The sequence below is a fragment of the Streptomyces sp. NPDC059224 genome (assembly GCF_042754285.1).
Lineage (GTDB): Bacteria > Actinomycetota > Actinomycetes > Streptomycetales > Streptomycetaceae > Streptomyces.
The window spans coordinates 1-16,289 of sequence record NZ_JBHZAN010000018.1; the positions used below are offsets into that span (position 1 = coordinate 1).

The 16,289-nt window shown below is 67.3% G+C and carries 14 protein-coding genes and 1 pseudogene; 9 read left to right on the top strand and 6 right to left on the bottom strand.

Going from position 1 to position 16,289, the window contains the following annotated elements; genetic code table 11:
- Positions 1-749: IS481 family transposase (locus tag ACFXI4_RS20750; RefSeq protein ID WP_384992895.1), on the bottom strand; the 749-nt coding region annotated here is incomplete at its 3' end.
- Between the two features lie 671 nt (positions 750-1,420).
- Between ACFXI4_RS20750 and ACFXI4_RS20755 the strand changes: the two genes are divergently transcribed.
- The 3 genes from ACFXI4_RS20755 to ACFXI4_RS20765 all read left to right on the top strand — a co-directional run bounded on the left by ACFXI4_RS20755 (position 1,421) and on the right by ACFXI4_RS20765 (position 5,787).
- Positions 1,421-1,774 (top strand): MerR family transcriptional regulator, encoded by a 354-nt coding sequence (locus tag ACFXI4_RS20755; protein ID WP_384992897.1) that lies wholly within the window; start codon positions 1,421-1,423, stop codon positions 1,772-1,774.
- A 220-nt stretch (positions 1,775-1,994) separates the two neighbouring features.
- Positions 1,995-2,648, top strand: coding sequence for a disulfide bond formation protein DsbA (locus ACFXI4_RS20760; RefSeq protein WP_384992899.1), 654 nt, complete (start codon positions 1,995-1,997; stop codon positions 2,646-2,648).
- 691 nt (positions 2,649-3,339) lie between these two features.
- Entirely contained in the window at positions 3,340-5,787 is a 2,448-nt protein-coding gene (locus tag ACFXI4_RS20765; protein ID WP_384992901.1) for a SpoIIE family protein phosphatase, read from the top strand.
- A gap of 270 nt (positions 5,788-6,057) precedes the next feature.
- Here the strand turns inward: ACFXI4_RS20765 and ACFXI4_RS20770 are convergent, their stop codons facing one another.
- The 5 genes and pseudogenes from ACFXI4_RS20770 to ACFXI4_RS20790 all read right to left on the bottom strand — a co-directional run bounded on the left by ACFXI4_RS20770 (position 6,058) and on the right by ACFXI4_RS20790 (position 9,814).
- Positions 6,058-6,816, bottom strand: a complete 759-nt coding sequence (locus ACFXI4_RS20770; protein WP_384993246.1) for an SDR family NAD(P)-dependent oxidoreductase — start codon at positions 6,814-6,816, stop codon at positions 6,058-6,060.
- Between the two features lie 2 nt (positions 6,817-6,818).
- A pseudogene (locus tag ACFXI4_RS20775) lies at positions 6,819-7,048 on the bottom strand (acyl-CoA dehydrogenase family protein); the annotation flags it as partial.
- A 182-nt stretch (positions 7,049-7,230) separates the two neighbouring features.
- Positions 7,231-8,421, bottom strand: coding sequence for a cytochrome P450 (locus tag ACFXI4_RS20780; protein WP_384992903.1), 1,191 nt, complete (start codon positions 8,419-8,421; stop codon positions 7,231-7,233).
- Positions 8,418-9,578 carry an NAD(P)/FAD-dependent oxidoreductase gene (locus ACFXI4_RS20785; RefSeq protein ID WP_384992905.1) on the bottom strand — a complete coding sequence of 387 codons (1,161 nt, stop codon included), beginning with the start codon at positions 9,576-9,578 and terminating at the stop codon, positions 8,418-8,420. Before ACFXI4_RS20785 ends, ACFXI4_RS20780 begins: the two co-directional genes overlap by 4 nt.
- Positions 9,579-9,622: 44 nt before the next feature.
- On the bottom strand, positions 9,623-9,814 hold the full coding sequence (locus ACFXI4_RS20790; protein WP_384992908.1) for a ferredoxin: 192 nt from the start codon (positions 9,812-9,814) through the stop codon (positions 9,623-9,625).
- Between the two features lie 605 nt (positions 9,815-10,419).
- Between ACFXI4_RS20790 and ACFXI4_RS20795 the strand changes: the two genes are divergently transcribed.
- The 6 genes from ACFXI4_RS20795 to ACFXI4_RS20820 all read left to right on the top strand — a co-directional run bounded on the left by ACFXI4_RS20795 (position 10,420) and on the right by ACFXI4_RS20820 (position 16,286).
- Positions 10,420-11,385 carry a LysR family transcriptional regulator gene (locus ACFXI4_RS20795; RefSeq protein WP_384992911.1) on the top strand — a complete coding sequence of 322 codons (966 nt, stop codon included), beginning with the start codon at positions 10,420-10,422 and terminating at the stop codon, positions 11,383-11,385.
- Between the two features lie 166 nt (positions 11,386-11,551).
- Positions 11,552-12,481: a VOC family protein gene (locus ACFXI4_RS20800; protein ID WP_384992913.1), complete on the top strand. Its 930-nt coding sequence runs from the start codon at positions 11,552-11,554 to the stop codon at positions 12,479-12,481.
- A gap of 25 nt (positions 12,482-12,506) precedes the next feature.
- Positions 12,507-13,625, top strand: a complete 1,119-nt coding sequence (locus tag ACFXI4_RS20805; RefSeq protein WP_384992916.1) for an FAD-dependent oxidoreductase — start codon at positions 12,507-12,509, stop codon at positions 13,623-13,625.
- A gap of 17 nt (positions 13,626-13,642) precedes the next feature.
- On the top strand, positions 13,643-14,611 hold the full coding sequence (locus ACFXI4_RS20810) for a cyclase family protein (RefSeq protein WP_384993248.1): 969 nt from the start codon (positions 13,643-13,645) through the stop codon (positions 14,609-14,611).
- Between the two features lie 66 nt (positions 14,612-14,677).
- Positions 14,678-15,853 (top strand): alpha/beta hydrolase family protein, encoded by a 1,176-nt coding sequence (locus ACFXI4_RS20815; RefSeq protein ID WP_384992920.1) that lies wholly within the window; start codon positions 14,678-14,680, stop codon positions 15,851-15,853.
- 298 nt (positions 15,854-16,151) lie between these two features.
- Entirely contained in the window at positions 16,152-16,286 is a 135-nt protein-coding gene (locus tag ACFXI4_RS20820; protein WP_384992923.1) for a hypothetical protein, read from the top strand.
- Positions 16,287-16,289: the final 3 nt, after the last annotated feature.

Consider the following 16,289-nt stretch of genomic DNA (forward strand, 5'->3'; position numbering starts at 1 on the left):
CGGTAGGGCCGGGTGCGCTTGTGGGCGATCCCGGCCGCTGCCAGCGCATCTCGCCAGTCGCGTGAGCGGTAGCAGGAGCCGTTGTCGGTCAGCACCCGCTCGATGGTGATCCCGTACTCGGTGAAGAAGGCGTGGGCCCGTTGCCGGAAGCCGGTGGCGGTCTCCTTCTTCTCGCCGGTGAGGATCTCGCTGTAGGCGAGGCGGGAGTGGTCGTCGACGGCGGTGTGCAGGCAGCTGTAGCCGGCGCCGGATCGGGTCTTGCGGCCTGCGGCCCGGCCGAGGGCCTTGTGGCCGCCGCCGTCGGGGATGTTGCCGAGCTTCTTGATGTCGACATGCACCAGCTCGCCGGGCCTGTCGCGTTCATAGCGGCGTATGACACGGCCGGTGGCCCGGTCCAGGTGGGCGAGGCGGGCCAGGCCGTAACGGGTCAGTACGCGGTGCACGGTCGAGGGCACCAGATGCAGCAGGTGTGCGATGCGGGCCGGTCCCCAGCGGTGCAGGAGCCGGACCTTGATGATCCGGCGTTCGGTGCGGGTCGGGGTCCGGCGCGGGTTTGTGTGCGGGCGGGAGGACCGGTCGCACATCCCGGCCTCGCCGAACTGCCGGTAGCGGTCGGCCCAGCGCTGGGCCGTGGCCGGCGAGACCTGGAAGTGTTCCGCGGCTGCTCTGAGGGGCCAGTTGTCCTCGGCCACGCAGTGGGCCAGACGAAGACGTCCGGTCTCGGTCAGGGGTGCATTACGGTGGGGCACGAGGGCCTTTCTGTTGCTGGTGCAGATGTCGCAATCCACACCAGGCCAGAAGGCCCTCACCCATTTCAAGATCGCTCAGCCGTGAGCCCTGTCACCGTCCACAACCTCCCGAGACAGAACACCTAGCCCGAGATCGCCCCGCCCGCTCGTACTGGCCGGGAGCACGGACCGCCTCCCACTCTCCGCATTGTTTCGAAGACCCCGTTTGGCGCACGTCGGCAACGGGGCCTCCGGCATGCCCGCGCCCCTTCCGGGATACCGCTCATGCCGCGCCTCCACTTCGCCCACCCCGATCTGCAGGCCGCCTACGCCTACCTCTGCCCGGTGGCAGCCGACGGCACGGCCGACACCGCCGAAGCCTTCGCCCCGCGAAGGGCTGAACCTCGCCGCCGTACGGCGGCCCACGGCCCGCTCCTACCCGCCGCGGCACCGCCCGAACACGGAGGCCCGCTGCCGCACGGAGCGATTCGGTGGAGCCCTACGCCATGTCCATGCTCAGCCACCCGTTCGAGGGCGGCCCGATGGACGACCGCGTCCTGCCCGCCAGGCCCCGCACCTGCGGATCGCCCAACCGCGCCCCGGGCTCACGTCGTGTCCTCCGCTTGCGCGGGGGCCCGCCCGGAGTCCAACCTTGACATCAACGTGAAGCCAGATCGCCCCAGGAGGCTGTGGTGAGAATCAAGGAACTGTCCGAGCGCACAGGCGTTTCCACTCGCCTGCTGCGCTACTACGAGGAGCAGGGCCTCCTCAGTCCGAGGAGGGAGGAGAACGGCTACCGCTACTACAACGAGTCCCACGATGCGAGGGTCCGGCAGATTCGCAGCCTGCTGGACGCGGGGCTGACGACCGAGATCATTAGGGCCGTGCTGCCCTGCTTGGCCGAGGCGGCGAGCTCGCAGTACCCGGCCCAGGATTTCGTGGCTCGGATTCGGCAAGAGCGCAACCGCATGGCCGAGCGCCTGGAGTGCCTGACGAGGAACCTTCAGGCCCTGGACGACTACCTGAACGCCATCAGCAAGCAGTGACACCGGGCCGCGGGCCCGTGTCCCGTGAGGGACACCCCATCCACAGCACGTGGCCAGTGAAATCTCGGGTGGGACCACCGGCGGGCGCAGGCAAGGGCCGACTCTCTGCCACGGCACCACTGAACGACAGACGAAGAGCATCGTCGTTGACACTCCGAGCCAGCCCTGCCCATACTGGTCTGACCACCAGATGAGCTGATATGCCTGATCGAGGAGCAACATGTCCGAGCAGACTTCCGCCAAGACCCCCGTGGATTTCTGGTTCGACCCGTTGTGCGCGTGGGCGTGGATGACCTCGCGGTGGGTTCTGGAGGTCGAGAAGGTCAGGGACATCGAGATCCGCTGGCATGTCATGAGCCTGGCTGTGCTGAACGAGTCGAAGATGGACCAGGCACCGGCTACGCTTCGCGAAACGGGCGCCTCGATGTGGTACCCGGTGCGTGTGGTCACTGCGGCCTGGCAGAAGCACGGCTCCGGCGTCCTCGGACCGCTCTACACCGCGCTCGGCACTCGCATCCACAACGAGGGGATGGGGCTGACGAAGAAGGCGATCTCCGGAGCGCTCGATGAAGTCGGCTTGCCTGCCGACCTCATCGACTACGCCGATCAGGAGGACTTCGAGTTCGAGGCCGAGCTGCGCGCCTCGCACAAGGAAGGCATCGACAAGGTCGGCGAGGAGGTGGGCACCCCCGTGATCGCTGTTCCCGGGGCGGACGGTGAGCAGATCGCCTTCTTCGGTCCGGTCGTCACCCCGGCGCCCCTGGGCGAGGAGGCCGCGAAGCTGTGGGACGGCACGCTCCTCGTCGCCTCCCTGCCGGGCTTCTACGAGTTGAAGCGCACTCGCACCAAGGGACCTGACTTCAGCAACTTGTAGGGAGACGAGGGCCGCCGCCTGCAGACCGCCAGCCCGTCGCCACTCCCCGCGTCGGGCTGTTCCCAAGCCGGACTTCGGCACTTTCCCCCCGGAGTGCCGAAGTCCGGCTCTGCCCTGTCTTTGGACCGCTGGCCGAAGGGGCACCCGCAGCTTCACCCAAGGGTGGTCCGCCGAAAGAGGGCGAACGTCACTTGACGTCGCGCGATTTGACCTCTGCCGACCCGGAAGAGGCCCGTCCACACAGCCCCTCCCGGCTGGACCGGCGCCGACTATCGCACGCCGCCGCAGATGAGTCACGCGCTCGGAAGGCCTCGTCGTGCATCCGGTGACTCTTGAGGAACTCGATGAACGGAACCACACGTCGTGGCCCGCATCGACGGCCTGCCGCCAGGTGCCGCGAACCTCGGTTGTCCTGCCATGTCTGTCCAGGAAGTACGACAGGCTCAGGAGAGGCCTTGCCCGCCTCACAGCACAGAAACCAGGTCTGCGACGGTACGGATCCGCATGCCGGCCGTCGTAGGGCAGTCCGCAGGCGCCTATCGCAGCCAGCCTGGTAGAACAAATACGCAATAATCGTGCATATGATGCCTTTCATCCAGGCTTGACCCCTGATGTCGCGCGACCGGAGAGCGTTAGAGATCTTCGGAGAGCGAGATGATCAACCATGAAGCAGCCAACCACAAAGCAGCGCATGAGCGCCGACCAGGTGCCGGGGTCGCCCGCATCCATCTTCGACGAGACGCTCAGTGCACACGTGACCATCGACGAGCACGGCATCGTGACGGGGTGGAATGCGGGGGCCGAGGCATTGCTGGGGTACTCGCCCACACAGATCATGGGACGGCCTGCGGCTGATCTAATGGCTGAGAGGATCGGCAAGGGGGAACTGCGGCACCTCGCCCGGCTGCCCAGGTGGAACGGCCGGATCGCCCTACGGCACCGCAGCGGCCACCGCCTGGAGGTCCGTGTCCTGGCGCACAGGAGGGCGGCGGGCGGCGGGCGGCCCGGCAGTTGGTTCCTGGTCTCCGCCCCGAGGGAACCGCTTCCCCGACCCGATGGTCAGGCTCTTGTGGGACTGCACCATGAGCAGGTCGCGGGTTGCTTCATGGCCTTGTTCGATACCGGGCTGCGCCTGTGCCGGGCCAACGAGGCTTACGGCCGTGCATATGGCCTCCATGAGGACGACATGCGCGGACTGCGGCTTCCGGAGTTCATGGACCATCCGACGGCGGCCGAGGTGGAGCGGTCCATGCTGCGGGTGCTGGAGACCGGCGAGCCGAAGGTCATGGAGGTCTACGGGAGGAGCCTCGGTGAGACCCGCGAGCACGCCTGGTCGATCGTCGTCACTCCGCTGAAGAACGAGGCCGGTACTGTTCTGGGCGTAGGCCTGGCCGCTCATGACATGACCGAGCAGTACTGGGCCCGTAAGCGGCTGATGATGCTCGCGGACGCGAGTACTCGTATCGGCAGCACCCTCGACGTGACACAGACGGCCCAGGAACTGGCGGATGTGGTCATCCCGGAATTCGCCGACTTCGTCAGCGTCGACCTGCTGCCTTCCCTCGGGGTGCACGAGCCGAGTCCGGGGACGGTCTCGCCGCACGGTCCCGTCGTGTTGCGGCGCGTCGCCCACAGGTCAGTGAACCCGGGAACCCCCGAGGCGGTCGTCGCCCCGGGGCAGGTGGACTGCTATCCGGAGGGTTCCCCTCCGGTTGAGAGTCTCAGGTCAGGACGTGCTCTGTTGCATCTCGCGACTGACCCAGCGATCACCGAATGGACGGTCGTGGCTCACTCCCGGGCCGCCCGGGTCCACGACTTCGGCATCCACTCGGCGATCACAGTGCCCCTGACCGCCCGCGGTACCACCTTGGGCGTCGTCGTCTTCGTCCGACACCAGCACCCCGAGGTGTTCCGCGAGGACGACCTGCTGCTGGCCGAGGAACTGGCCGCCAGGGCGGCGGTCTGCATCGACAACGCCCGCCGCTTCACGCGTGAACGCGCCACCGCGGTCACCCTGCAGTGCAGCCTGCTGCCACAGGCCCTGCCCGAACAGGCCGCTGTCGAAGTCGCCTCCCGCTACCTTCCGGCCGGTGCCCGGGCAGGGGTGGGCGGGGACTGGTTCGATGTCATCGCTCTGTCCGGCGCCAGGGTCGGCCTGGTCGTCGGCGATGTCGTGGGCCACGGCATCCACGCCTCCGCCACCATGGGCCGGCTGCGCACCGCCGTGCTCACCCTCGCCGACATCGACCTGCCCCCCGACGAGCTGCTCACTCATCTCGACGACATCGTCGCCCGCCTGACCACTGAAGCGAAAGATACCCAGCCGCCGCGTCTCGAGGCGCAGGTCGGGGCGGAAGCCACCGGAGATATCGGCGCGACCTGCCTGTATGCCGTGTACGACCCGGTGTCCCGTCACTGCACGATCGCCCTCGCCGGACACCCGGCACCAGCCCTGGTCACCCCCGACGGCACCGTGAAACTCCTCGACCTGCCCGTCGGGCCCCCACTGGGTCTGGGTGGACTCCCCTTCGAGGCGACCGACATCGAACTGCCTGCGGGCAGCCTCCTCGCCTTTTACACCGACGGGCTGATCGAATCCCGCGAGCGGGACGTCGACCTCAGCCTGTCCCTGTTCCGCCAGGCCCTTACCCATCCCCCCGCCTCCCTGAACGACCTGTGCGACGCCGTACTGGCCGTCATGCTGCCCGGCCGTCCGGCCGACGACGTCGCTCTGCTCATCGCCCGTACAAAAGCGCTGGACGCCGACAGGGTCGCGACCTGGGATATACCCGCGGACCCGGTCGCCGTCGCCCAAGCCCGAATGGGTGCTGCAGCCCAACTGGACGCCTGGGAACTGAACGACGCCGGCTTCGTCACCGAACTGGTCGTGAGTGAACTCGTCACCAACGCGATCCGATACGGACAGCCCCCCATACAGCTGCGGCTGATCTACGACGGCGACCTCATCTGCGAGGTCTCCGACGCCAGTGGCACCGCCCCTCACATGCGCCGCGCCCACACCTTCGACGAAGGCGGTCGCGGCCTGCTCCTGGTCGCGCAGCTCACAGCAGCCTGGGGCACCCGCCAGACCGATCAGGGCAAAACCATCTGGGCGAAGCAGACCCTTCCCTCTCCGTGAGCCCAGCGGAAACCGGGGACTCGCTCGTGTTCACACCACGCGGACAACGGACGAAACCCGAGCTTTACCTGGGTGCCCGCGCCCCGGCCTTCCAGGGTGTGCCGCAAACGTCTGTCCGGCCCGCGGCGTTCCCCGGGCCCGGCGAGGCGCCGTGCCGGGTAGGCGCCTGCAGGCACAGCGCCTCACCGCGTTGCCTGAATCCCCCGCCCCCCGGGTATGCGGACGGCACTTCACCGTGCGACGTGTCGCGCCGGACGCCGCGGGCCCCGTCTATCGGGAGGCCATCCGCAGGGCGCCGTCCATGCGGATGGTCTCGCCGTTGAGGTAGTCGTGGTCGACGATCGACAGAGCCAGCTGGGCGTACTCCTCGGGACGGGCCAGGCGGCGCGGAAAGGGCACGCCCGCCGCGAGGCGGCCCCTGTACTCGTCCGACACCGTGGCCAGCATCGGCGTCTCCACGATGCCCGGGGCGATCGTGCACACGCGGATGCCGTACTGCGCCAGGTCCCGGGCGGCGGGCAGGGTCAGGCCGACCACGCCGCCCTTGGAGGACGCGTAGGCGGCCTGGCCGACCTGGCCGTCGTACGCCGCGATGGACGCGGTGTTGACGATGACGCCCCGCTGGCCGTGCTCGTCAGCCTCCGTCGCGGCGATGGTCTCGGCAGCGAGCGCGAGTACGTTGAACGTGCCGATCAGGTTGATCTGGACGACCTTGGCGTACAGAGCGAGGTCGTGCACGCCCTTCTTGCCGAAGATCCGCGCGGACGGGCCGATGCCGGCGCAGCTGACGACCGTGCGCAGCGCGGCACCGGAGCCCGCCGCGACGGCGACGGCGGCGCCCACCTGCCCGGGGTCGGTGACGTCGGCGGACACGTAGGTCACGCCGGGCACCTCGGGCGCCTTGTCGATGCCGTCCTCGAGGTCGAGGGCGAAGACCCGGGCGCCGCGCTGCGCGAGCGCCTTCGCGGTGGCCGCGCCGAGGCCGGACGCACCGCCGGTGACGAGGGCTGCGGTGTTGTCGAGCTGCATCATCACTCCTTGCCGAGGACGGTGAACACACCGCCCCCGTCGCGGTCCAGCGCACGGGAGATGATCATGCGTTGGATCTGGTTGGTTCCTTCGAAGATCTGCATGACCTTGGCCTCGCGCACGTAACGCTCCATGGGAAAGTCAGGGGTGTACTCGTACCCCCGAGGACCCGCACGGCGTCCGTGGTCACCTTCATGGCGTTGTCCGTCGCCGTGAGCTTGGCTGTCGGCGCTCAGAACGCGCCGTTCGATCACGAACGACTCCTTGTCCGCAAAGACAATCGCTTCCGATCCGCTCCACTTGTCTGGAGCGGCGAGTCCGGAACGGAAGACGGTACCTCCGGAGCTGACCGGCTGAAGCAATGACGGCAAGGCCGTTCGCAGCGGCCCGGGTCGACCGCATTCGGGCGAAATATCAGATGGTTTCTACCGTAATGTTCATTTCGGCGAGCCCGCGGACGGTGTTGTTCAGATGGCGTGTTGGCTCACCAGCCGGAATGAATCGGGTAACCCGTTCGGCGAGTGACGCCAGGACGGCGTGTGCCTCAAGGCGGGCCAGGCCCTGGCCCGCGCAGCCGTGCAGGCCGTAACCGAACGCAAGGTGATCGGCGGCGTCCCGAGTGATATCGAAGGTGCCGGCAGTATCGCCGTAGTGCCGTTCGTCGCGGTTCGCCGACCCGTACATGACGACGACGCGAGCACCAGCGGGTACCTGTACCCCGTCGAATTCCACCGGCTGCCGGGTGACCCGGGTGAACGACTGGACAGGGCTTTCGAGACGGAGTACCTCGTTGAACGCAGCCGGGATGAGGCTGGCGTCCGCACGAAGCAAGTCCCATTGCTCGGGAAAGCGGGTGAACAACCAGACCGCTGAACCGATGGCGTTGACGGTGGTGTCCATGGCCGCACTGGTGTAAGCCGCCAGCAGGATGGGAGCCGATGCCCGTTCTATCAGTCCGGCGTCAGCTGCCTCGAAGATCGCCCGGCCCATGCTTCCTTCCAGCAGGTCGGTGCCCTGGACGCTGTGCAGCCAACCGAACTGCTCATTGACCAACGGGAACGCGTCGGCCATACGAGCGTTACGCGGGCCCATCGCGTTGAACCACCCGTCCCCCCAGGGCAGCAGGCGGGGCCGCACATCGTGCGGGATGCCGATGAGGTCGGCGACGATCGAAGGTGGGAACACCTGCGCCAGATCACCGACTGCATCGAACGATCCTCTGCGAACGAGGCGATCGACAAGCGCGTCCGCCTGGCTGCGGATGTCGACACTGAGCTTGCGCAGGGCACGGGGGCTCAGCCGCTCGGCGAGAACACCGCGAAGCGTGTCGTGCAACGGCGGGTCGGACGCGAGAACCGTGCCGGCCATTGCCGCGTTCACGTCGTCGTTGAAACCGACGCCCTCTGCAGAGGTGAAGCGTTCCCAATCGCCCAGGATCTCGCGGACCTCGCGATACCGAGGGATGGCCCACACTCCCGTTGTCGGCAGCCACACGGCCGACGCTTCGTCCCGAAGCGATGCGTAGGCGGGGTAGGGGTCGTCCAAGAGGGCGTCGGAGAACAGGTCGATGTCATCGAAGGATCGGGGTGAGACGGACGTCTTCATTGACTGCCTTCTTCCTGGACGGCGGCGCTCTGCGCCGCGAGCTGGTGAAGTCTCGAGACGGGGATGCGATAGTTGACCGCGGCGGCCGCACACGGTCGGCCTTCCTGCCGCCATTGCAGCAGGGCCTTGCCGTCGGCCACCGAGCCCTTGACAGCCTCCGGTTCCCCGATCACCGGCAGCTGCCCGCAGACCTTGACGGCCAAGCCGAACTGTTCGGTCCAGAAGTAGGGCATCGGTCGATGGATGTCACAGTCGTCACCCCTGAGCAGGGCCGACGCGGCTACTCGGGCCTGTTCGACCGCATTGGACCAAAGCGGCGTGCGGCGGACACGATCCCCGAAGGGAAACGCGACCACGTCACCCGCCGCGACGATCTCCGGGGTGACCCGGCAGCGGGAGTCCACCCGCAGCCCTCCTCTGTCGGCGAGCCCCGTCCCGGCGAGCCACTCGGTGTTCGGCAGGCAGCCGACAGCGGTAACCACGAGGTCACCCGCTATCGAACGGCCATCGGAAAGCCGTACCGCCGTCATGCCGTCCCGGTGGACCAGACTGGCGCCGCCCGAGTCAAGAACGATCTTGACTCCGGCGCCTTCGGCCGCAGCCGTGAACATCTGCGACAGGTAGGGGCCGCATTGGGCGAGCATCGGCGGCGCTTGATCGACGACGGTGACGTCCAGACTCATCCGGGCCGCGGCCGAGGCGATCTCCATCCCCATGACCCCGGCGCCCACGATGACCACGGACGGGCGCGAGGCGAACTCGTCCCGGAGCCTGGCGCAATCATCCGCGGTGCGCAGCACTCGTTCGCGAATACGGGAATCATGTACGCCGCCCAGGTCGGCCAGCGTCCGCGCTCGGGCGCCGGTGGTGATCACGAGGCCGTCGTATGGAAGGGTCTCGCCGTCATCCAGACAGATCCGTCGTAGCTCGGTACTCACTGAACGGACCCTTGCGCCCGGCACGAATTCCGCGGCCCCGGCCGCCAGGGCCGGAAGGTCCGCATCGGACAGCGCCGCCTCTCCGCGGAGGATCGCCTTCGACAGTGGCGGGCGGGCGTAGGGTGCCGCCTTCTCGTCTCCCAGCAGAGTGATCTGACCTTCATGACCGAGCCGACGCAGTTCCTCGACCGCCGTCAGACCAGCGATGGAGGCGCCCACGACCACGATCCTCCCCCGTCGGGAGTCCATGTTGGCCGCCACCTTCAGCCGTCGAGCGACAGCGCGGCGACCGGGCAACTACGGACGGCGGCCGTCACCGACTCCGCCAAGTCCGCGGGCACCGTCGGCTGATCGATGACGAGCTCACCGTCATCGTCAAGGTGAAGCAGGGAAGGAGCCTTCGACTCGCAGAACCCGTATCCCTCGCACCGACTGCGGTCCACACTGATTTTCACGGCGACTCCTTCACTGATGACGTTCCGGATACTCAAGATCCGGGCTTGCTACGGGCGTTTCAGACCCCCCAGGGACCGGAAGCCGGAGCGCGCGCTCGGTGTGTCCAGGGAGCCCTGTTGGCGGCCCGTTCGTGCCCCGGACCCGATGGAACTGCTGAGCAGCTCATCGGCGGGCGCCGACTCCACGTCGCCCAGGGCGATCAGGTCCAGCCGTACGCTGGCCGCGTGAACGGATGTGCGGGACGTGAGGTTCCGGACACCTCGCGGCGGTGAGGAAGGTGACGCCACCGTTGTCCACGACAGGCGTCGCGCCCTGTTGCCCTCGTATGAATCGATCACCCGGTCGGAGGGGCCAGCTTCACCCGGGATGCGGTTCATGCCGAGGACGGTAAGGCCGTATACGCTGCGACAAAAGGCGATTATCGTCGATGGCTGTCATCAACGACGTCGATGTTTCCCTGTCAGCGCGTTCATAGGCTCTTGGCAGACGGTCCGCCGCGTCGTGAGACCGGACAGGTGGGGACCCTGCAGCCCCGGGACCTGTCCCCGAGCGGCGGACATCTCTGAGCCCGGCCCCGCGGGGGGGCAGGAGGAAGGATGGCGTGATGGACCGTGAAGAGCTGCATAGGCTCGACCTGAATCTGCTGCTGTCGTTCGACGCGCTGATGGCCGCGCAGAGCGTCACGAAGGCCGCCGAGCGCATGTCCGTCGGACAGCCGGCCATGAGTGCCTCACTCGCTCGGCTACGCAAGTTCTTCAACGACCCACTGCTGGTACGCGAGGGCAGACTCCTCGTCCCGACGGTCCGGGCACTCCAGCTGATCGAGCCGATCCGGGACGCGCTGGACACGATCGAATCCACGGTACGCGCCAGCCGCACGTTCGACCCGCAGACCGATCGCCGGACGTTCACCGTCATGGCCAGCGACTACGTTCTGCTGCTCCTGCTCCGTCGGCTCCTGTCCGAGCTGGAGGGGGAAGCGCCGAACATCCGCTTCGTCGTCCGGCCCATTTCTGCGGATTTCCGCGAGCAGATGAGCCGGTCGCAGCTCGACCTTCTCATCTACCCCGAGGAGCTGGTGCCGGAGGGTTTTCAGGCCAACTCGGCAGGACTGTTCACCGACCGTCTGGTGTGTGCGGTCGACCGCAACCATCCAGAGGTGGGAGAGCGTATGACCGAGGAACAATTCCGCACGCTGCCATACGTGTCCTACGGCGGAGCATCGCTCCGCACGGTCAGCGAACTTCGCTTCCTCGAACTGGGCCTCGACCGCCCGATCGAGATCGGCACCCAGAGTTTCGTCATTCAGCCGCTGATGCTTCCCGGTTCTCGGCTCATGGCGTTGCTCCACGAGCGGCTCGGCCGGTACTTCGCCGACCAGGTGGGCATCCGGCTGCTTGATCCTCCTTTCCCCCTCAGGCCGATGCGCGAGGCAATGTTCTGGTCTCCGGGCGCCGATGCCGACCCGGGGCACCAATGGCTGCGCGCGCGGGTCCTGCGTGCTGCTGAAGTGTTGGAGAACCAGGCTGGCGGTCATCACATCGACGACGCTGATGTATCGCATCGATAGTCATCGCTAACCACTTACGTGTCGGCGCGGTTAACGTCCCATGTCATCGACAGGACCCGCGCCGGGTTCGGAGACGCCAGCGCACCCGCTTGTCCGGCGTGCCCATCGCGGCGGCACGCTCGTGGTCCCTGTCGATGCCACGGATGGCCCATCGAAGTGGGGACCCATGAAACAGGCAGCGAAGTCACCGATCACCCGCGTGCGGCATGTAGCACTCGCCGTTCCCGACTTCAAGAAGACCGCCGAATTCTACCGCACGGCCTGGGGCCTTGAGGTGGCGCACAAGGAGTCGGACGTCGTCTTCTTCGCCACGCCCGGGCACCCTGAGCAGTACATCCTCCGGGTGCGCGAGGACGCCGCCAAGAGGGTGGACCTGATCGCGTTCGCCGCAGAGAACTCCTCGGAAGTCGACGCGCTCGCCCAGCGACTCGGATCGGCAGGAGTGCGGCTGGCGACCGAGCCCGGCAGCATGGCCACACCGGGTGGCGGCTACGGGTTCCGGTTCTTCGACCCGGACGGCCGGCTCATCGAGGTCTCCAGCGATGTCGAACAGCGGGCTTCCCGCGCCCTGGAGCCGCGGGAGTCGATCCCGCAGAAGCTGAGCCACGTCGTGATCAACTCTCCCGACGTCCAGGCCACCAAGCGGTTCTACGAGCAGCACCTCGGCTTCCGGCTCTCCGACTGGCTCGAGGATCGCATGTGCTTCATGCGCGTTCGGGAGGATCACCACATCCTCGCTATCGGTCAGGGGCCGCACACGTCGCTCAACCACGTGTCTTTCGAGATGCGAGGCATCGACGAGTTCATGCGCGGGACCGGACGACTGATCCGCCAGGGCAAGGAACCGGTGTGGGGGCCCGGCCGGCACAGCGCGGGCGACAACACGTTCACCTACTTCACCGACCCGGTGGGCAACGTCGTCGAGTACACCACCGAACTCGAGCGGATCGAGGACGACGAGACCTGGCAGCCGCGCACCTTCTCCACCGAACCGGACGTCGCGGACCAGTGGGGTACCGCTGGGCCGTTCGAACCGATGGTCCCGGCGATGTTCAACTCCCCCGACCAAGGGCTGTGGACCCCCTCCCCTCTCTAGCCGGCCCCGGAAAGGAATCACCGAGATGACAAGAGTTCTGATAGTCGGCGGTGGCATCAGCGGGCTGGCCACCGCCCTGCTCCTGTCGCGGCAGGGAGACGAGGTCGACCTCGTCGAGAGGCAGGAGCGCGTCGAGACCCTCGGTAGCGGCATCACCCTCATCGGCGCCGCACTGCGCGCCCTGGACAAGCTCGGTGTGTACGACGAATGCCTCGCCAACGGCTTCGGGATCTCCGACTTCGACACCTACAAGGCCGACGGCACCCTGGACTCCAGCTTCCCGCTTCCCTCGCCCGTCGGCTCCGACGAGCCCGGCATGATCGGCATGATGCGCCCCACACTGCACCGCATCCTCCTCGACCGTGCGGCGGTGGAAGGCACCACCGTTCGTACCGGGACCTCGCCGGTCCGTGTCGAGCAGGACGCGGACGGCGTGACCGTCGAGTTCAACACCGGCGCGACCGAGGTCTACGACGTGTTGATCGGAGCAGACGGCTTCCGATCCACCGTTCGTGATCTGGTCTTCGGCCACATGACGCCTGAGTTCCAGGGCCAGGGCATCCTGCGGGTGGTACTGCCGCGTCCGGCCGAGGTGGTCTCCGAGATCCAGTTTCACACCGTCGGTGACGTCTTCATCGGGTTTACACCGACTGCGCCCGACCGCATGTACATGTACATCACGTTCCCGGTCGAGGAGGGCTACCGCCCGGATCGCGCCGAGCTGGTGGAGCTGGCCCGCAAGCGGATCGAGCCTTTCGGTGGCATCGCAGCGCTAGTCCGCGAGGACATCCGCGAACCGGAGCAGATCAACTACACCTCCTTCGAGACCATGGTGGTTCCCGCTCCCTGGTACCGCGGTCGGGTCGCCCTCACGGGCGACGCCGCACACTGCCCGACTCCACACCTGGCCGCCGGTGCGGCCATGTGTCTGGAGGACGCGGTCGCGCTCGCCGAGGCGCTGGCCACCGCCCCCACGCTGGACGAGGCCCTGAACGGCTACAGCGACCGCCGGCACCCACGCTGCAAGTTCGTCGTCGAGACCGGCAACCAGCTCAGCTACTGGCAGACCCACCCCGGCACACCCGGCGCCGACCACCAAGGTGTGATCGCTGCGGCCTTCGAGAAGCTCGCCGGACCCTTCTGATGGAAGACACCACCGCCATGGACGTACCCGAGGACGACGACTTCCGGCTGCTGCAGCACTACATCGACATCTGCTCCAACTGGGGTCGCTGGGGCGAGGATGACCAGATCGGCACCCTGAACCTGGTCGGCCACGAACAGGTCCGCGCCGCAGCCCAGTTGGTGCGGCGGGGCAGAACCATCTCGCTCAGCCTGCCCTACGACCAGCGCGGCCCCCAGCCCGGGGGCTTCCGCAACAACCCGCAGCTGTACCTGACCGCAACCGGAACGGACCACGTCACGGGTGCACAGGAAGTGCTGCCTGCCGGCTGGGGCCCCGCCAAGGGGATCGGCTTCTCCGACGATGTGCTGGTAATGCCCACGCAGTGCGGTACTCAGTGGGACTCGCTGTCCCACATCTTCTGGAAAGGGAAGATGTGGAACGGTCGCCCTGCCGACCAGGTCACCAGCAAGGGTGCGCAGACGAACGGGATCGAGAACTACACCGGCCGCATCGTGATGCGGGGCGTGCTGGTGGACCTGCCGGCCCACCGCGGCGTCGAGTCGCTGCAGCCCGGCGAGGCGATCACGGCCACGGACATCACGGAATTCCTCGCGGCTCACGACCTCGACGTGGCGCCCGGCGACGCCCTTCTCGTACGGACCGGCTTCATGGCTGCTCGCCGAGGCAACTGGGGCGATTACGCCGGCGGCCATGCTCCCGGGCTGTCGCTGCACACGGCACCATGGCTGCGCGAGCACGACATCGCCGCAGTGGCCACCGACACCTGGGGACTGGAAGTCCGCCCGAACGAGATCTCCTACTTCCAGCCACTGCACATCGTCTCGCTGGTGCACGGCGGAATCGCCTTCGGTGAGATGTTCGATCTGGACGCACTGGCGGCTGACTGCGCAGAGGACGGCGTCTACGAGTTCATGTTCGTCGCGTCCCCTCTCCCGCTCACGGGCGCCTCGGGCGCACCGGTCAGCGCCCTGGCAATCAAGTAGCGCCACCCGCTCGACGAACACCACAGAGCCACAAGCTTCGCAGAGCAACGAAAGGCTGGGCCCAGCATGTTCGAACCGTTTCCGGACAAATACGTCTGGAACCTCTCCGTCGGAATCGCCCTGGCCGTAGGTGGGCAGATCGGTGAGGTCGATGTGGCCTGCCAGCCCCTCCGTGACCTCCCCGAGGGCCGTGAGGACGAGGCAACCCAGGCATTCTTCCGTTCCTGGTGCTCCGTGGCGGACACCCTGGTCGGGCTTGCTCAGGAGGACGAGAAGCACCAGCGTCGGCGCAGTGCCGGCCAGAAGTACCACCGGGCCGCCGTCTACTACCAGACGGCGGAGCGTATGCAAGCCCACAGCTACGAACCCCGTAAGGCCGTCTACCGCAAAACGCTGGACTGCTTCGCCCGGTACCTGGAACTCACCGACCAGCCCGCCGAGCGGGTCGAGATTCCCTACGAGGACTCGAGTCTGCCCGGCATCCTCACTCTTCCGGAAGGTGCCGGGGAGAAGAGCGGCTCGGTCCCCTGCGTCCTCTTCTTCAACGGACTGGACAGCACCAAAGAGCAGATCTACGGCACCGGGACGCCCGACGAGCTACGTCGTCGCGGCATCGCCACCCTCGTGGTGGACACCCCCGGAGCTGGCGAGGCGCTGCGGCTGCGCCGGCTCACCGCCACCCCCGACACCGAGCGCTGGGCAGCGGCCTGCATCGACTACCTCACCACCAGGTCCGAGGTCGACGAGGACATGGTCGGCATGCTGGCCTGGTCCCTCGGCGGCTACTACGGCCCCAGGGCCACCGCGTTCGAACCGCGCATCCGCTTCGGAGTCGCCTGGGGCTCGAACTACGACTGGGGCCACGTGCAGTTGCAGCGCCTCAAAAACCAGGGCGCCCGGCCTGTGCCGCACTACTGGGAGCACGTCCAGTGGGTGTGGGGCTGCCAGGACCTAGACGAGTTCCTCGACCTCGCGCCGAAGATCACTCTGCGCGGCATCGTCGACAGGATTTCCGTGCCGTTCCTCGTGGTCCACGGATCCAACGATCGACAGATCCCGGTCCACTACGCCCAGGACCTCTACAACGACCTGGTCAACAGCCCCAAGCGCGACCTGAAGATCTTCACCGAGCGCGAGGGTGGCGTCGAGCACTGCAGTATCGACAACGTCCCTGTCGTACGCGACTACATCTGTGACTGGATCGGTGAGACCGTGGCGGAACTGACCGCTGCCCGGTCCTGACCCTTCCGGATCAGGACGGCAGGGAGGGCAGTCCCCCGTACGAAGAACGAGCACGACCAACCATGCCCGGCTGCTGACCTTGTGGAAACCCCGAAGCATCCGCAGGCGTTCGAGCGTCGGTACCGGCACGTGCACCAGTACCGGGCGAGGAAGCCGCGTGGCCTGCGCAGTCCCCTTCCTGAGACGCGACATGACCCTGGTCCGTAGCGGCTCCCGTTCCCCTTCGGCGTGGCCTGGACTTGATCGACCTGAGACTCCGTGAGGCCGGCGGTTTCGGTCGCCCGAGGCACAGGCGGCCATGGTCGACGCCGAGATCCAGGCGAAGCCCGCCGAGTTCACAAACCTGATCAGGGCGCTCAAAGACCATCCCCGAAACCCCAACTGCCCCGCGGCGGCCGTGCAGAGCGAGCAAGAACCGAGTTACTACGAGTGAGGA